General features: G+C 69.3%; 13 protein-coding genes. 4 read left to right on the top strand and 9 right to left on the bottom strand.

All coding sequences use genetic code 11. From position 1 onward, the window contains the following. The first annotated feature begins 183 nt into the window (after window positions 1-183). Window positions 184-939, top strand: a complete 756-nt coding sequence (locus tag MEBOL_RS24445) for a hypothetical protein (protein ID WP_095979716.1) — start codon at window positions 184-186, stop codon at window positions 937-939. 8 nt (window positions 940-947) lie between these two features. Here the strand turns inward: MEBOL_RS24445 and MEBOL_RS24450 are convergent, their stop codons facing one another. The 8 genes from MEBOL_RS24450 to MEBOL_RS24485 form a co-directional block, all read right to left on the bottom strand. Next, window positions 948-2,474 (bottom strand): sensor histidine kinase, encoded by a 1,527-nt coding sequence (locus MEBOL_RS24450; RefSeq protein ID WP_095979717.1) that lies wholly within the window; start codon window positions 2,472-2,474, stop codon window positions 948-950. A gap of 19 nt (window positions 2,475-2,493) precedes the next feature. After that, entirely contained in the window at window positions 2,494-3,129 is a 636-nt protein-coding gene (locus MEBOL_RS24455; protein WP_095979718.1) for a hypothetical protein, read from the bottom strand. A gap of 12 nt (window positions 3,130-3,141) precedes the next feature. Beyond that, window positions 3,142-6,372, bottom strand: coding sequence for a type 2 lanthipeptide synthetase LanM family protein (locus MEBOL_RS24460; protein ID WP_157775440.1), 3,231 nt, complete (start codon window positions 6,370-6,372; stop codon window positions 3,142-3,144). A 241-nt stretch (window positions 6,373-6,613) separates the two neighbouring features. Then, window positions 6,614-6,847 carry a mersacidin/lichenicidin family type 2 lantibiotic gene (locus tag MEBOL_RS24465; protein ID WP_095979720.1) on the bottom strand — a complete coding sequence of 78 codons (234 nt, stop codon included), beginning with the start codon at window positions 6,845-6,847 and terminating at the stop codon, window positions 6,614-6,616. A 168-nt stretch (window positions 6,848-7,015) separates the two neighbouring features. Beyond that, window positions 7,016-9,244 (bottom strand): peptidase domain-containing ABC transporter, encoded by a 2,229-nt coding sequence (locus MEBOL_RS24470; RefSeq protein ID WP_095979721.1) that lies wholly within the window; start codon window positions 9,242-9,244, stop codon window positions 7,016-7,018. Continuing rightward, the gene (locus MEBOL_RS24475; RefSeq protein WP_245918810.1) at window positions 9,231-10,205 is read right to left on the bottom strand and encodes an efflux RND transporter periplasmic adaptor subunit; all 975 of its coding nucleotides are present in this window, start codon (window positions 10,203-10,205) and stop codon (window positions 9,231-9,233) included. Before MEBOL_RS24475 ends, MEBOL_RS24470 begins: the two co-directional genes overlap by 14 nt. A gap of 18 nt (window positions 10,206-10,223) precedes the next feature. Then, window positions 10,224-11,174, bottom strand: a complete 951-nt coding sequence (locus MEBOL_RS24480) for an efflux RND transporter periplasmic adaptor subunit (protein WP_095979722.1) — start codon at window positions 11,172-11,174, stop codon at window positions 10,224-10,226. A gap of 77 nt (window positions 11,175-11,251) precedes the next feature. Then, window positions 11,252-11,842 (bottom strand): hypothetical protein, encoded by a 591-nt coding sequence (locus MEBOL_RS24485; protein WP_095979723.1) that lies wholly within the window; start codon window positions 11,840-11,842, stop codon window positions 11,252-11,254. 196 nt (window positions 11,843-12,038) lie between these two features. On the opposite strand from MEBOL_RS24485, the gene MEBOL_RS24490 reads away from it, so the two are divergent. The 3 genes from MEBOL_RS24490 to MEBOL_RS24500 are packed head-to-tail and all read left to right on the top strand — an operon-like array spanning window position 12,039 to window position 15,806. Further along, a complete protein-coding gene (locus MEBOL_RS24490; protein WP_095979724.1) occupies window positions 12,039-13,040 on the top strand; it encodes an NAD(P)H-dependent glycerol-3-phosphate dehydrogenase in 1,002 nt (333 codons plus the stop codon). Window positions 13,041-13,092: 52 nt separating this feature from the next. Further along, window positions 13,093-15,126, top strand: a complete 2,034-nt coding sequence (locus tag MEBOL_RS24495; RefSeq protein WP_095979725.1) for an alkaline phosphatase family protein — start codon at window positions 13,093-13,095, stop codon at window positions 15,124-15,126. Beyond that, window positions 15,123-15,806, top strand: a complete 684-nt coding sequence (locus MEBOL_RS24500) for a hypothetical protein (RefSeq protein WP_157775442.1) — start codon at window positions 15,123-15,125, stop codon at window positions 15,804-15,806. The genes MEBOL_RS24495 and MEBOL_RS24500 overlap by 4 nt, the downstream gene beginning before the upstream one ends. Here MEBOL_RS24500 and MEBOL_RS43770 read toward each other — a convergent pair. Then, window positions 15,803-15,928, bottom strand: a complete 126-nt coding sequence (locus MEBOL_RS43770) for a hypothetical protein (protein ID WP_281256586.1) — start codon at window positions 15,926-15,928, stop codon at window positions 15,803-15,805. The genes MEBOL_RS24500 and MEBOL_RS43770 overlap by 4 nt on opposite strands.

Below are 15,928 nucleotides of genomic sequence, written 5' to 3' on the forward strand. Positions count from 1 at the left end.
CCCACCTCCAGAGGGCTCGGAAGAGGCCCGTTCCGTGAGCGCTTGCGTCATGCCGGTGCCGGAGTGGAGCGGCCCTGCTTCTCAGGAACCAGTGGGCGCTTGTGTCACGGTGATGTTGTTATTTACGCAGGCGCGGGCTTGTTGGTACTCGCTCCCTTGGTCCTGCTGTCTTGAAGGTTCTTCGTGCTGCTTGATATCGAGAAGTGCTGTGCCGTGCTCCAACGGCTTCAAGAGAAGGCTGGAGCGGGTTCCGAGACGGAGCCTCTCCGGGTGGCCGCCATCGCGCTCCACTTCATCGTGGGCAGTGGACATCTGCACAACTTCGAGGACTCTCTGGCGTGTTTCGAGCTGGATGCTCTTCCCGCGTCGGTGCCTTCCTTCGCCACGCGTGAACCCGCCCAGGACTGGCTGAGGCAAACGCCCGCCTCCGTTTCCATACCGGGTGTGACCATCGCGGGGAGACGGTACTTCGTTGGTTACTCCCTCGACGATGGGGTTCGGTTCTTGATCCGTGTTCCCTCGCGAGAGGAGTTGAGCGCGGAATGGCCGGACGCGGATGCCCTCCTGGCGTCGAGTGTGTCCAGCGTCCTTCGCGCGGGGGCTCGCTTCACCTCCGCCGAGGAACGGGAATCCCTCCAGGTCATCTTGCTGGCCCTCCATTTCATCGGGGAGAGTGGTCAGTCGAGCGACCTCGAGCGATTCGCCAGGGTTTTCGATACCCGGGAGACCTTCCTTCCGCTTCGCGTCTTCGCTTCCCGCGCGGAGGCGGAGGTCTGGTTGAACGCTCATCCCAGGCCGCCGCATGGCGCCCGGATCCAGATCGCGGACCAGCGATTCTCCATCGGCTACGAGCGCGGGAGTCACCTCCGGGTGCTGGTCCGTGGGCCTTCCCTCGCGGAATTGGGGCTGCGCGAGTCATACGAGGAATCAGGCGAATAGCGTTCGCCTCAGACCTTCTCCACCGGCAGTTGGATGGTGAAGCGGCTGCCCTTTCCCAACTCACTCTGGAGGGTGATGTGGCCGCCGTGGGCTTCCACGATGCGCCGGGCGATGGCCAGTCCCAGGCCGCTGCCCTCGGTGCGGCGCGTGAGCAGGTTGTCCACCCGGTAGAAGCGCTCGAAGATGCGCCGGTGGTCGCGCCGGGCGATCCCCACGCCGTGATCCTCCACCGTGAGCTCCACCCACCGCCGCACCGTGCGCACGGTGAGCGAGATGCGCTTGTCCTCACGGCTGTACTTGTAGGCGTTCTGCAGCAGGTTGAGCAGCGCGCCGGCGATGGCCACCCGATCCACGTGCACGGGTGGTGGCGGTATGGGCACCTGCACGCTGAGCTTGAGATCTCCTTCCAGGCGCTGGGCGCGGAAGGCCGCCACGGCCGTCTCCACCACGTCCGTCACGAGAAGCGTCTCCGGGTTGTATTCCTTGCGCCCGCTCTCGATCCGCGACCAGTCGAGCACCCGCTCGATGAGGGTGCTCAGCCGCTCGGTCTCCTGGGTGAGCAGGCGCAGCACTTCCCGCGTCTGGGCGGGGTCCTGCACTCGCCCCAGGGCGAGCGTCTCGATGAACATGCGGATGGAGGTGACGGGGGTGCGCAGCTCGTGGCTCACCAGCGACACGAAGTCCGTCTTCATGCGGGACAGCCGCGCCTCGCGGTAGAGCACGCGGCCCGTGTAGACGACGCCGAAGGTGAGCGTGAGATAGAACAGGGCGAGCAGCACCACGTACACGAGCCGGTTGCGCGTGGAGGCCCGGGCCGCGGGATCCTCGCCCGTGGGCACCACGCCCAGCCGGAAGTCCTGCAAGGGGAAGGGGAGGGTGCGCTCGGCGAGCACGGGCTGCCCGAGCGCGCTGGCGCGGGCCTGGGCCACCTCCGAGGCGAGCCTGCCCATGAGGCCTTCTCCCGCGGGGGGCTCCTGCCGGGCGATCAACACGAAGCGCACGGGCTCGCTGGAGGTCAGTTGCCGCTCGGCCCACTCGGTGAGCAGGGTCTCCACGGCTTCCTGGGACACGCGCGCGCCGTACACCGTGCCGTTCTGGGGCTCGGCGGCGATGAGCGTGGCGCGGCCCCCCACCATGAGGGAGAAGAGCGAGGTGCCAGGCGGAAAGTCGGCGGACGAGGACTCCGCCGCCTTCAGGGCCGCGGCGAGCTCGGTGTCGCTCGTGCGCACCTGCTTGCCCTCCAACTCGAAGGAGTCGCGGGTGGACAGGCGGCGGCCCTCGGCGTCCACGAGCCACCATTGTCCCTCCTCACGCTCGAAGTTCGCCGAGCGCAGGACGGCGGGCAGCTCCTCGGCGAGCGCTTCCAGCGTGCCCTTCCACGCGGCCTCGAGCCGTTTCTCCACGGCGGCGCGCTCGTTGATGATGGCCACCACTCCGAAGCCGGACAGGCCAGCCGAGGGGAGGACGACCAGGACGATGAGCAGCGCGAAGGTGCGCCGGAAGCTCAGGATGATGGGCGGCGGATGGGTGGCCACGTCCCCGCTCTTACCCGCCTCAGGCGGGTTGTGTCCTTCGTCGGCGGAGGGACCAGCGCACCAGGGGCAGTGCCGCCGCGATGACGAGCAGCGTCACATCCCAGGGGATGCGGCCCGCGGCGATTCCGCCCAGGGTGCCCATGGCGCCCTGGGCGCCGAGCGCCACGGTCAGCGTGAGGGCCCAGGACACGGGAGGCCGCGCGGGCAGGGGCGCGGGCGACTCGAACAGCACGCTCTTGAAGCGCGGGTAGTCCCAGCACAGCAGGTAGAAGGACGCCAGCAGCATCAGCCCCGTGACGAACGGCGTGCCCTGGAAGTGCAGGGCCACGGTGATGATGAAGATGTTGAGGATGATGGGGAAGTAGACGAGCGCCCCCAGCGTGGCCGTGGCGGGCACGAGCAGGAGCAGCGCCGCGAGCAACTGCCCGGCCCCGATGAACCGGTAGTAGGGGCCGGTGCGGTGCATGGCATCGAAGAAATGCCCGATGGCCGTCTCCGGGGACAGGGTGGTGAAGGGCTCGCCGAGCACCTTGATCTTCCCCGTGCTGAAGAAGCCGACGGCGAGCAATCCCCGGGAGATGGCCGTGAGCACGCGAAAGCCCGTGCTCGCGGCCGCTCGGGCATGGAGTTGATCCAACGCGGATTCGATCCCCATGGCCGCCTCCGCTCAGGTTCGGGTGCCGGAGCGGGCGCGCGCGGGCTCGAGGCTCATCACCGAGGGGACGAACCCGGGCGATGACAGCTTCAGGAAGGACAGGCCGATGCCCGCCAGTCCCAGCATCACCCCGGGCGTCTCATTGAACTTGGGCAGTCCGCAGCGCCACTGCTCCTCGCGCCCCTCCTTGAGCACCTGGGCGGCATGCCGCAGGGCTTCCTGACGCCAGCGGTCCTCCTGGAGCGCGTCCGCCGCCGTGCACAGGATGTCGATGTTGCCCAGGGCGCCATGACAGAGCGAATGGCTGCGGGTGCGGGTGTTGTTCTGCCGCAGGGTGGTCTCCAGCCCCACCCGGATCTCCTCCCGCATCTGGGCGTCGTCCACGAAGGGCAGGCTGAGCGCGCGGCCCAGGGCGATGCCCGCCGCGCCGTTGCACCAGGCCGAGGGGATGTAGCTGGGCAGCTTCACCTGGTCGCCGGACGTGAAGCGCAAGTCCAACCAGTTGCCCCGCTCGGGGACGAACAGCGTCCGCTCGAAGGTGAGGGCCTGGAGCGCCGCCTCGCGGAAGCGCGCGTCGCCGGTGGCCGCCGCGAGCTCCAGGAGCACCCAGCTGAAGCCGGCCGCCCCGTGGGAGAAGCCGCCCAGCGGCTTGTCGGGCGAGACGATGGTGTTGAAGCCCAGGCCCCCGCGCAGGGGGATGGCCGCCTGGAGGATGCGCTCGCCGCACTTCCGGGCGCTCGCCAGGGCCCGGGCGTCTCCCGTCAGCCGGTGCAGACCCAGCAGCACCCGGGCGCAGCCGGCCGAACCCGTCAACACATCCACGTTCTTGTCGTCGGGGATGGCCTGGTCGATGGTCGGCAGGCTGGCGAGCACCTCGTCCATGAGCGCCTGGTCATCGAAGAGCGTGGCCAGGTGGGTCATCACGTACAGGTGCGAGCCTCGCCCGAGATAGGCGCCCACGCCCGGGTAGTCGATGGCGTCGCCCGGGTTGCGCCAGAACCACAGGACGGTCTCCAGCGCGGCGCGGGACGTGCGGGCGAAGTCCTCGCGGCCGGTGGCGGACGCCAGGTAGCCGAAGAAGAGCGCGATGCCGCCCACGCCCTCGTAGAGGCTCGTGCGCACGGGGGCCAGGTTCCAGCGCCAGTCCTCGATGTCCTTGAGGCTCGCGCCAATCCACGTGGCGTTGCTCTCTCCGAGGACGGCCTTGCGCTGCAGGTACTCGCCGATGTCCACCGCCGCCGCGAACATCTCGTCGCGCGACGCGGGCGGCAGGGGCGCGTGGGACTCGGTCTGCTCGGTCTGCGCGGAGCCGTCCGTGGCCATCTCCAACGCCACCATCGCCTTGCGCAGCAGCGACACCTGCTCGGCGCAATCCGTTCCGCCCATGCGCCCCAGCCGCGCCAGCACCGAGTCGAGGCTCGTCTCCGCGAAGAAGTCCGCGATGCGCTCGCCGGTGCTGGTCCACAGATCCCTGCTTCCCGGGCGCGCGCTGAACAGGGGCACGTCCCCGGCGCGCAGGTCGGCCTGCTCGTAGCGCACGAGCGAGCCCAACATGGGGCGCACCCGCGTCTCCGCCCAGAGCAGATCCAACAGCCGCTCGAACTCGAGCGCGTCCCGGAGGAAGTCCGGGTGCTGGCTCTCCTGCTGGAGGAAGCCATAGCGGAAGGTGGGCCGCACGATGTGCCGCACCTCCACGTCGCCGAAGTCGCGCAGCTCGCGCTCCATGCTGGCGCGCTCGCGCACCAGCAACTGGTACGTCTCCTCGAAGCCCCGCGCCATCTCCTCCACGAATTCGGAGGCATTGGCGGGCTCTCCCGCCAGCCGGGGCAGGTTGTTGGAGCCCCGGGTCGTCACCTGCTTGCGCACCAGCCGCATCGTGTCCTGGTGGGCGTCCTCCACCATGAGCACGGGGTGGGGGAAGACCTGGCCGGACTGGCCGCCGAGCCCGCTCAGGTCCACGCTCTTGGTGCCGCTGGCCATCTGGAAGTTGGGCAGCAACCCGATGGAGAGCACGGACTGGTCGAGCAACTGGATGGCGCGCCAGTAGGCGTCCGTGCCGTAGTCGATGGGCGGCTCGTGGTAGAAGAGCGCTTCCAGGTCCACCACCACGGGGTACTCGCTCGAGGCGATCAGGTTCTCCATGTGCAGGTCCACCGCCCGCAGCATGTAGAGCAGGGCCATGAGGCTGCCCTGGCGCAGGTAGAAGCGCTGGAGCTGGTCTCGGGTGGTGCACTCATCGGCCTTCACGAATTCCACCCAGCCGTAGTCGCCGCGGTTGAGCAGCTTGAGCAGGCGGTGCGGGGTGCTCAGGCCGTGCGTGTTGAGCCAGTTCAAGAGCCGCTGGAAGCCCTCGTCGATGTCCAGCGAGCGCGGCTTGTAGACGAGCTGGATGCCCGCGCTGAACTTCACGTGGGCCACCGAGCGGCCCCCGCGGTGCACGTCGCCCACGCCCACGGCCAGCGCGCTCACCTCGCCCAGCTCCTGTCCGGACAGGAAGAAGCGCCCCAGCTCCTCGCGATCCTTCGCGATGCGCTCGAGCAGCTCCAGGCTCACGGCCACCCAGCGCTCCACGGTGGCCACCATCATGCGGGCCAGGACCGGGTACTCCTGGAGCAGCTTGATCAGCCGCTCGGCGTCATCGAACGAGCCGAGGAAGTGATCGAAGCGCTCCTGGGGCGTGCCCTCGGGCAGCTCGCCGAGCAGCCGCGCCGCGTTGAGCTCCAGCACCAACACGCGCGTGGCCTGGACGGACAGCCCCTCGTGCAAGCCGAGGATCAACGCCCGTTCCGCGTCCGCGGTGAGCAGGGAGCGGCCCTGGAGGTGGCGGTCCCGGATGGCGGCGATGCCCTGGCGCAGCCGGGCGGCGCCCACCTGGATGAAGGGCCGGGTGAAGCCGGCGAACGAGGGCCGCGCCTTGGGCCCCGGCGGCGCGATGAGGGGCGGCAGCGGCTCGTCGCGGTGCTTGCGCTGGGCGAGCTCGTCCAGGAACGCGAGCCATTTGAAATCCGCCTGGCGCTCGTTGACGGCCACGTCTTCCCGGGCGAGGTGGCCCAGGAACTCCTCCTCGCTCAGCGCCGCGTCTCGCAGCCTCCGCGCGTACTCCCCGTCGTCGCACATCATCGTGTCGCGCCAGGTCTTGAGCCTCTTGCTGGCGCGCTCGCGCTCGGCGGGGTCCGTCACGGGACCCGGGTTCAGACGCTCATGGAGGAATGCCGCCTTCTTCCACAGTGCTTGATCGATCATGAGTGGGCTCGTGTCCTCGCGGCGCGGAAAGGGGGCGCGTGCGGAAAGATCGGAGAGGGGGAGCGTACCACGTGCCCCTGGCCGAGGACGCCGGAGCGCCCAGGTCGGTGGGGCGGCTGACGAGCGGACGAAATAAAAAACCCCGAAAGCGGGAGGGCGGCGCGCCGCCCGTGCTTTCGGGGGGAACATGTCCCCACCGGAGCGGGGACATGAAGCAGCAGGTTGTGGGGAAGCGTTCTGACTACAGACAGAACGGCTTGCACTCGGTGGAGTAGGTGCAGATCCAGCCGCCCGAGTTGCCCGGGACCTTCGTGTCCGCGGCGACGCCGCCGACAACTTCCTGCAGCTCGGTCTCGTTGAGCTCCACCGCCGACAGACCCGCGGGGTTCGCGGGGATGGACGCACGCTGCTCCTCGGTGAGCGAAGCGCGGAAAGAAGCGTCCTTCCAAGCACGGATGATCATGTCCTTCGTCATCTGAACGTCTCCTGGCTATGGGGGGTTGACGGCTGCAAGCAGGTTTTCCCGGCGAGCGATGACTATTAAGCCTTTCTGGGATTCATAAGTCAACGGGGGGGGACCAACCTTTTTGGCCTTCTTGGAAAATAACAGGGTGGCTTCTTTCCCCACCTGGGTGGGGGACGCTCAGGCCGCCTGGTCCGAGGCTCCCAACTGGGCCCGGACGAGGGCCGTGTAGATGCCGCCGCGGGCGAGGAGTTCCGCGTGGGTGCCGGACTCCACCAACTGGCCGCCGTCCATCACCAGGATGAGGTCCGCGTTCACCACGGTGCTCAGCCGGTGGGCGATGACGATGCGCGTGCACCGCAGCTCCGCGAGCGCCTGTTGCACCCTGCGCTCGGTGATGGCGTCGAGCGCGCTGGTGGCCTCGTCGAGCAGGAGCACGGCGGGCTTGCGCACCAGGGCCCGGGCGAGCGAGAGGCGCTGGCGCTGGCCGCCGGACAGCGACGCGCCCCGATCCATCAGCAGCGTGTCGTAGCGCATGGGCATGGCCATGATCTCCTCATGGACCTGGGCGGCCTGGGCGGCCTCTTCCACCGCGGACAGGAGCACTTCGGGGTCCATCATGGAGATGTTGGCCCGCACGCTGGCGCCGAAGAAGGCCGCGTCCTGGAGCACCACGCCCATCTGGGTGCGCACGGAGTGCAGGTCCAACGTGGACAGGTCCACGCCGTCGTAGCGCAGGGTGCCCGCGGTGGGCGGGTAGAGGCCGATGAGCAGGTTGGCGAGCGTGGATTTGCCCGCGCCCGAGCGCCCCACGAGGGCGACGAACTGCCCCGGCGCGATGCTCACCGACACATCCTTGACCACGAAGGGGGCCATGGGGCCGTAGCGGAAGGAGACATGCTCCAGGGCGATGCCCCCGCGCAGCGTGTGGCTGGGGCGGGAGATGTCCGGGTTCTGCTCTGGCGCGGCGTCGAGCACGTCGTCCAGCCGGGTGATGTAGCTGCCCAGCAGTTGGAGCTGATTGGCCGTCGCCACCAGGTTGGCGAGCGGGGCGAGCAGTCCCGCGGCGAGCGCGTTGAGGCCCAGCATGGTGCCCAGGCTGGTGTCTCCGGAGAGCACCTGCCAGGTGCCCACGCACAACAGGACGAGGGGCGAGGCCAGCCGCAGCGTGCCGTTGAGGGCATCCACCCAGGCGGTCAGGTTGCCGCGTTGCAGGGACACGTTGAGCACGCGCACCAGCAGGCCCGCGTAGTGCTGCACCGCCCGGTGCTCGGCGCCATACGCCTTGAGCGACTGGATGCCGGTGAGCATCTCCACCTGGTAGCTCTGGCTCTGCGCCTCCATCTCCAGGCTGCGGCCCATCAACTCGCCCTGCTGCTTGCGCGAGAACACGAAGATGAGCACCTGCAGCGCCGCCAGTCCCAGCACCAGCAGCCCCAGGGTGGGACTCGCCACGAGGATGATGATCAAATAGATGAAGACGAGCGAGCCATCCAGGATGCCGGACACGGCGGTGGAGGAGAGGATCTCCCGCACGGCGGTGTTGGTGTTCATGCGCGCCAGCAGATCTCCCGAGGAGCGCACCTGGAAGAACGCATAGGACAGGCTGACCAGGTGCTCGAGGAAGCCCAGGGACAGGCTGGAGTCGATGCGGGTGCGCAGCTCCACCAGCATGTGGCCGCGGATGAGCGAGGCCATCAGGTTGAAGAGGGCGATGGAGGCCAGTCCCAGGCTCAACACGATGAGCAGGTGTTGATCTCCGCGCGGCACCACCCGGTCCACCACCAGTCCCGTCAGGGCCGGAATCGCCAGCGCGAAGAGCTGCAGCATGAACGAGACGACGAGGACGCGCGCGAGCGTGTCCGACTGGCGGAGGATCTGGCTCACGTACCGGGAGGTGCGCCGGGGGCCGGCCTTGCGGGTCTCGAAACCCTCTCCGGGCTCGAGCAGCAAGGTGACGCCGGTGAAGGCCCGGCGGAACTCCTCCAGGGGCAGCCGTTGGCGGCCGCTCGCGGGATCCACGATGTCCACGCCGTCCTTGTGCAGCCGCTCGAAGACGACGAAGTGCGAGAAGCGCCAGTGGAGGATGGACCCGGCGGGCAGGAACTCCAGCGCGTTCGTGTCGATCGAGACGCCCCGGGCCCGCAGGCCGAAGCGGCGCGCGGCGTGGAGCAGCTGCAGGGCGGAGAGGCCGTCGCGCTGCGGGCCCAGCAGGTCGCGCACCTCCTCCAGACGCATGGCCCGGCCATGGTAGTTGAGGACCATGGTCAGGCACGCCGCGCCGCACTCGGTGGCGGAGAGCTGGCGCACCACCGGGACGCGGCGCTCCCTCAGCCGGGATTGGAGCTCCCGGAGCACCGGGAAGCGGTCGAGCAGGCCCTTCTTCGGCGGAGGTTCAATCGGTGTCATCGCTCCACAGTCCCTTGAGGCCGGGCACGAGCATCACGAGGATGCTCTCCGCGCGCAGCCTGGCCTCGGCCCGGGCCATCATTCCGTCCACGTAGTTGAAGGTCTGGCCGCCCCGGCGGAAGGTCGAGGCGGGCAGCCGCGCGCGCACGAGCACCTGCGGCCCGTCGAACCTGAGCGCATCGGAGATCTCCCGTCCCAGGTAGCGGCGCGTCTCCGAGGGGCCGATGATCTGATCGCTCACGTACTCGACCCGCAGGTCGCGGTACTCGTACGGAAAGCCGTCCAGCTCCACCCGGAGCATCTTGCCCGGGCGCAGGAAGGGGCGGCTGCTGCCCGGCAGCAGCGCGATGAGCGTGGCCCGCACGTCCTCGTCCACGAGCGAGGCGACGCTCTCGCCCGGTTGGACGTATTGCGCGGGCCGCACCCGCAGGTCATTGACCACGCCCGCGCGGGTGGCCCGGATGGAGCGCGCCTCCTGCCGGGCCTGGGCCTGCTCGCGCTCCGCCCGCAGGGTGGTGAGCACCTGCCGCGCGGCCTGATCGCTTGGATCCCTCAGCATCCGCGCGAGCTGCAGCTCGAACTCCCGCTCGATCCGCTCCAGCGCCGTGTGCTCCTCCTGGGCATGGAGCTTCACCAGGACCTGGCCCGCGGCGACCCGCTGCCCGGGCTGGACCTCCACGGAGGTGACGACGCCCGCCACGTCCACGGTGACTTCCGATTTGCCCTCCACGCGCACCACCGCGAGCCCGGAGGCGTACTCGCTCACGGTTCCCAGCGCGCAGAACAGCAGCCCCGCCACCACCACCACCACCAGCATCCAATAGGCCCAGCGGGACCATTCCGGAGACAGTTGCAGCAGCTCGCTGTCCACGCGGGCCGTGGTGTGCTCCTGCATGGCCTGCTGCCGGTAGATGCGCGCCTCGTGGGCCGGGCCCTGGGGCGCCTTGTCCTCATCGGCCACGGTGTCCTCCCGTGTTCTTCATGGCGTCTCCTCGGGACCGAGCGCCGTGCGCTCCGGGGGCGGGTCCACGCGCACGCGCACCACCATGCCCGCGGGGACCTCGGGGCCCGGCGGCCTGTCCAGGCGCGCCAGCGCGATGATCATGCGCGAGGCGGCATCCACCTCGGGCGAGATGTTCTCCACCTGTCCCGTCAGCACGCCGCCCTCCCGGCCCAGGCGCACCTGGACGGGCGCGCCCGAGGACACCCGGTGGAGTGCTTCCTCGGGGATGGCGAAGCGCACCCGCAGGCCCTGGGCGCCCAGCAGCCGCAGCACGGGCCTCGAGGGCGAGGCCTGCGCGCCTGGATCGAGGTAGCGGTCGGCCACCACGCCCTCGAAGGGCGCCTTGATGACCGAGTCCTCGATGCGCTGTTGGATCTGCTCCACGCGGGCGACCTGCTCCTGCACCTGGGCCTGCGCGGCGCTCAAGCGCGCGGCGGCGCTCTTCTCCTGGAAGCCCGCGGCGGCGATCTCCTCCTCCGGCACGGCCTGGAGGCTGACCAGCTTCGGATGGGCATAGCGTTGGGTGCGGTCCCGGGCCTCGCTCAGCGCCACCTGGGCGAGCTGCTCCTGGGCCCGGGCCGTTTGCAGCATCGCCTGCGCGATGGCGAGCTCCTTGCGCAGGGGTTGCAGCTCCAGCCGCAGCAGCGGCGCGCCCTCCTTCACATGGGCGCCCACCTCCACCTCGATGCTCGTCAGCCGTCCCTCGGTCTTGGGGACGATGTCCACCGACGCGCTGGGGATGACGACGCCGAGGAAGTCCGCTCCCGTCCCGGTCTGGGCTCCCCGGGAGGCGGCCTGTCCCTCCTCGGATGGGGAGCCTCGCGAGACCGCGGTGTCGGCGGGGTCGTTCATGGCGAAACGCACCGCCAGCGCTCCGCCCAGGAAGAGGGTGAGCAGCGAGATGCAGGCGAGCAGGGCGCGAGGCATGGGCGGATTATAGCGGCTGGCCTGTTAATCCCGGCATCCCCACCCGGCCGCCCAGCCATCCAGGCGGCCGAGCACGCTCAAGGCGTGCCCGCGTCCAGGGGGGTCCCCGCGTCGCCAGGGGCGTGGGGAGAGGTCTTGTTGGGCGAGGTGGCGGCCTGGGTCAGACGCTCGGGGGTGGTGGCGAAGAGCGTCATGCGCGCGATGTCGAGCGCGCGATCCCTGTCCGGACCGAGCCAGGTGACGACGATGCCGCACGGCGTGTCGTCATCCCAGGCGGACACCTGGAGCATGCCGGGCACGGGCTCGCGACGTGCCGCGGCCTTGCCCATGGCGGGCACCTCCATGCCTCCGGCCTTGAGGGTCGGGATGAGGAGGGCCTGGAGATCTTCGCCTTCGAAGCGCTTGCGGCAGTCGTAGGCGATGGAGAGCGAGACGTCCTTCTGTTCGGCCGAACGGAAGACGCACAACGGGCCGCACGAGGCGCACGGGCGCTCCTCCTTGAAGGAGAAGCCGGGCAGGGCGTCACGCACCTCGAGCGACACGAGTCCCTCGCAGGTGAGCGCTTCCGGAGGGGGCGGGAAGCCCGCGTCCGCCGAGCCCGCGTCTCGCGAGCGGCAGGCGCTCAGCGCCAGTGCCAGCACCACTCCCACGCCCCAGCCTGCCCGCATCCCGGAATCCCTTCTGTGCCCCGTGAAGAAGGGTGGATGGTAGACCGACCCGGCCCCCCGTGGGCCACGGGGAATGTGCACGCCTGCCCGCTGTCAGACGCCGCGCGTCATCCTCCGCTCCCCGGGTAAAGCTCGTTTCCCGCGACGGGGCTGGTCTAAGCTGCCACCCCCCTCCGACCCCCAGGAGATGTGCTCCATGCGCGCCAGCGTCATCGGTTCTGGCTCTTTCGGCACGGCCCTCGCCAACGTCCTCGCGGTGAATTGTGAGCAGGTGGGCCTGTGGGGGCGGGATGCCTCGCTCGCCGAGTCGATCAACACCCGCCACGAGAACGCCACCTACCTGCCGGGCATCCCCATTTCCCCGCGCGTGCGGGCCACGACGCACCTGGCGGAGGCGTTGGAGGGCGCGGAGATGGTGGTGCTGGCCACCCCCAGCCATGCCACGCGCCAGGTGATGGCCCAGGCGCTGGCGAGTCTGCCGAAGCACGTGCCGCTCATCACGGTGGCCAAGGGCATCGAGAACGAGACGCTGCTCACCATGACGGAGCTGTTGGAGGACTGCCTGCCGGAGGAGTTCCATCCGTACATCGCCGTCCTGTCGGGCCCGAGCTTCGCCAAGGAGCTGGCCCAGCGCATGCCCACCGTCGTCACCATCGCCTCGCCCTGGGACAAGGTGGCGCTGCGCTGTCAGAAGGCGCTGCAGACGGAGACGTTCCGCTCCTATACCTCCAGCGACGTGGTGGGCGTGCAGTATGGCGGCGCGCTCAAGAACGTCATCGCCATCGCCGCCGGCATCGCGGATGGGCTGGGCATGGGCCACAACGCCCGCGCGGCCATCATCACCCGGGGACTCGCGGAGATCACCCGGCTGGCGGTGCGCAAGGGGGGCAATCCGCTGACGCTCTCGGGGCTGTCGGGCATGGGGGACCTGGTGCTCACGTGCACGGGCGAGCTCAGCCGCAACCGGCACGTGGGCATCGAGCTGGGCCGGGGCCGGGCGCTGTCGGACATCCTCGGGGACATGAAGCAGGTGGCCGAGGGCGTGAAGACGGCGAAGAGCGCGCGAGACCTGTCGCGCAAGGTCGGGGTGGAGCTGCCCATCTGCGAGCAGGTGTACGCCATCGCCTACGAAGGCAAGAGCGCCCGGGCGGCGGTGGTGGAGCTGATGACGCGTCAGCCCAAGAACGAATTGATGTGAAGCCAAGGGCTTCACACGAACGCGGCGAAACAAAGAGATGGGGGTTGCGCGAATGAGCTGGAAGAAGACCTGGGCGGGCACGGGGCTGCTCGTGCTGTCGGCGTGTGTCACCACGGTGGGCTGCGACAAGAACAAGCCGGTGGACGAGCCGGAGCCGAACCCCGTCGTGCGCCGCAACAAGCTGATCATCTTCGTCTGGGATGGTCTGCGGCCGGACTACATCAACCCGACGGATACGCCGAACGTCCATGCCTTGAGGACGCGGGGCGTGTGGTTCGAGGACAACCACTCGACCTACCCCACCTTCACGCTCATCAACGGCGCCACGTTCGCGACGGGGGCGTTCCCGGGGGTGACGGGCTTCAATGGCAACGCGGCCTACGCGCCGGGCCCGAAGGTGGAGAACGCCACGGGAGCGATCGCGGACTTCCACGCGCCCGTCTTCGTCGATGACTGGCGGCTGTTGGATCAACTCGGGGCCTACTACGAGGAGACCTTCCACGAGCCCCTGCTCAACGCCAAGACGCTCTTCTCGGCGGCGCATGACGCGGGCCTGAAGACGGTGACCCTGGGCAAGAGCGGTCCGGCCTACCTGCAGGACGCCTCGCGGGGAGGCCTGCTCATCGACGAGAACACCGTCTGGCCGCTCGCCACCGCGCAGGACCTGCAGCAGAAGGGCTTCAAGCTGCCGAAGAACACGAACCTCATGCACCCGGGCCTGACGCTCGCCGCGGACAACGGCGCGCCCACGGGGACGGCGCCGTTCGTCTACTTCTCCGATGGCAAGACGCCCGATGCCTCGGACACCGGCGGTGGCCGCCACCTCACGCAGAACCAGAACCTGACGAACTACTTCACCGAGTACGTGCTCCCCGAGTACGTGCCGGACCTGTCGCTCATCTGGCTGCGCACGGTGGATGCCACGCAGCATGACTACGGTCCGGGCTCGGCCAACACCCTCACCGCCCTGCGCTTGCAGGACAAGCTGCTCGGGCAGATCGTCGCGAAGCTCGAGGCGCGGGGAGAGCTCGCCTCGACGAACATCCTCATCGCCTCGGACCACTCGCACTCGTCGGTGTCCGGGCCGCTGTCGCTCTTTCCGCTGCGCGGCGTCGCGGCGGATGGGACGACGGGCAAGAACAAGGCGGGTGAGCCGAGCGTCACGGGTTTCTCGGCCTCCGGCTTCGTGCGAAGCGCGGACCTGCTGACCCGCGCGGGCTTCCACGCCTATGACGGCTCGGGCTGTGACAACTCGCCCGTGCTCAGCGGCATTCGCGCCGACGGCTCCTTCGTCTATCCCCAGCAGACGGACACCGAGGGCTCCATCTGCGGCACCAAGGGCGCGAAGTACACGACGCCGTCCTACGCGGTGCCCGAGACACTGCCCGCGGACGCCATCATCATCGCGGCGCCGGGCGGCTCGGATCAGTTCTATATCCCGAGCCATGACCCCGAGCTGGTGAAGCGGCTGGTGAAGTTCCTGCAGAGCCGCGAGGAGTACGGCGCCATCTTCGTGGACTCGCGCTACGGAGACCTTCCCGGCACCTTCCGCGCCAAGGCGGCGAACCTGGAGAACGCCTCGGGCCGCAGCCCCGACGTGACGGTGAGCTTCACCTGGGACGACAAGGCGGAGATCAACGGCAAGCCGGGCATCGAGTACAACTCCTATCCGCCGTACCGGGGCATGCACGGCAGCTTCAGCCCGGTGGACGTGCACAACACGCTCCTGGCGGCGGGGCCGGACTTCAAGCAGGGCCTCACCAGCACCTTCCCCTCGGGCAACACGGACGTGGCGCCCACGGTGGCGCACCTGCTCGGCCTGCCGTTGCCCACGGCGCAGGGCCGCGTGCTGGTCGAGGCCCTGGCGAAGACCACCGAGGCGCCTTCGCTCTCGGTCAAGACGGTGACGGTGGAGGCCACCCCCGTGAATGGACTCCAGTTCCAGATGCCCACGGATCCCACGGGCGCGACGCTCGATACGGCGCTCACGGGGGAGTACTCGGCGGTGTTGCAGATGAAGCAACTCGACGAGGGCAACGGCAAGACGTTCACCTACTTCGACTTCGCCCGGGTGACGCGCAAGTGAGCCGTCCGGCGGGAGCGCTCATGGTGTGGCTGTGCGCCATGAGCGCGCCGCTGGCCCTCGCCGAGGGGCCGGCGAAGGCCGGAGGTCTGTCGTGGGAGAAGACCTTCGGCCCACTCGCCACGAAGCCGGACCTCTATGTGAAGGCGAGGACGGGAGACCCGTCTGGAGGCACGCACGCGCTGGAGTTGTGGCGAGAGGGAGACCGGCGGCTGCGGCGGCGGACCGATGCACTCCTGGAGGTATGGGTCGAGGACCAGGGGGCGGCGGGAGCGCCCGCGTATGCGGTCACCGTGGTGGATCAGCGCTCGCACACGGTGCGCCGGGTGTCGGTGGAACGGAGCGCGAAGCTGGGCCCGGCGTTCACCTGGTGGCCGCTGGCGCACCTGCTGCCCTTGCCTGGTCCGCGCTACACGCTGCGGAAGCTGAAGGAGTCGGTGCTGCGCGTGGGCGGGGCACGATGCGAGTGGTACCTGTACATCCCGGATGGCCAGCCCGAGCAGCGCATCTGCTGGTCCCGGGAGTACGCGGTGGCCTTGCGGCACGAGGAGAAGCGGGGCGAGGGCTGGTGGACCCGGCTCGCGGTGGAGTCCATGGGTCCGCTCACCGACAAGGAGCAAGTGTTCCATCTCGACGCGACGGGCCTGCGGGAAGTGCCGCTGCCCGAGCCCGCCGAGGATTAGGGGGTGTTCTTGATGGGCATTCCGCCCCACTCTGGACCTTGCTCGCGGAGGACGCGCTCGACCAGGGCCTGAATGGTCTCGAAATCCGCGGGGGACTCACAGAAGACGAGGAGCTTCGCCAT

It is taken from the genome of Melittangium boletus DSM 14713, from assembly GCF_002305855.1.
In the GTDB taxonomy this organism is placed as follows: domain Bacteria; phylum Myxococcota; class Myxococcia; order Myxococcales; family Myxococcaceae; genus Cystobacter; species Cystobacter boletus.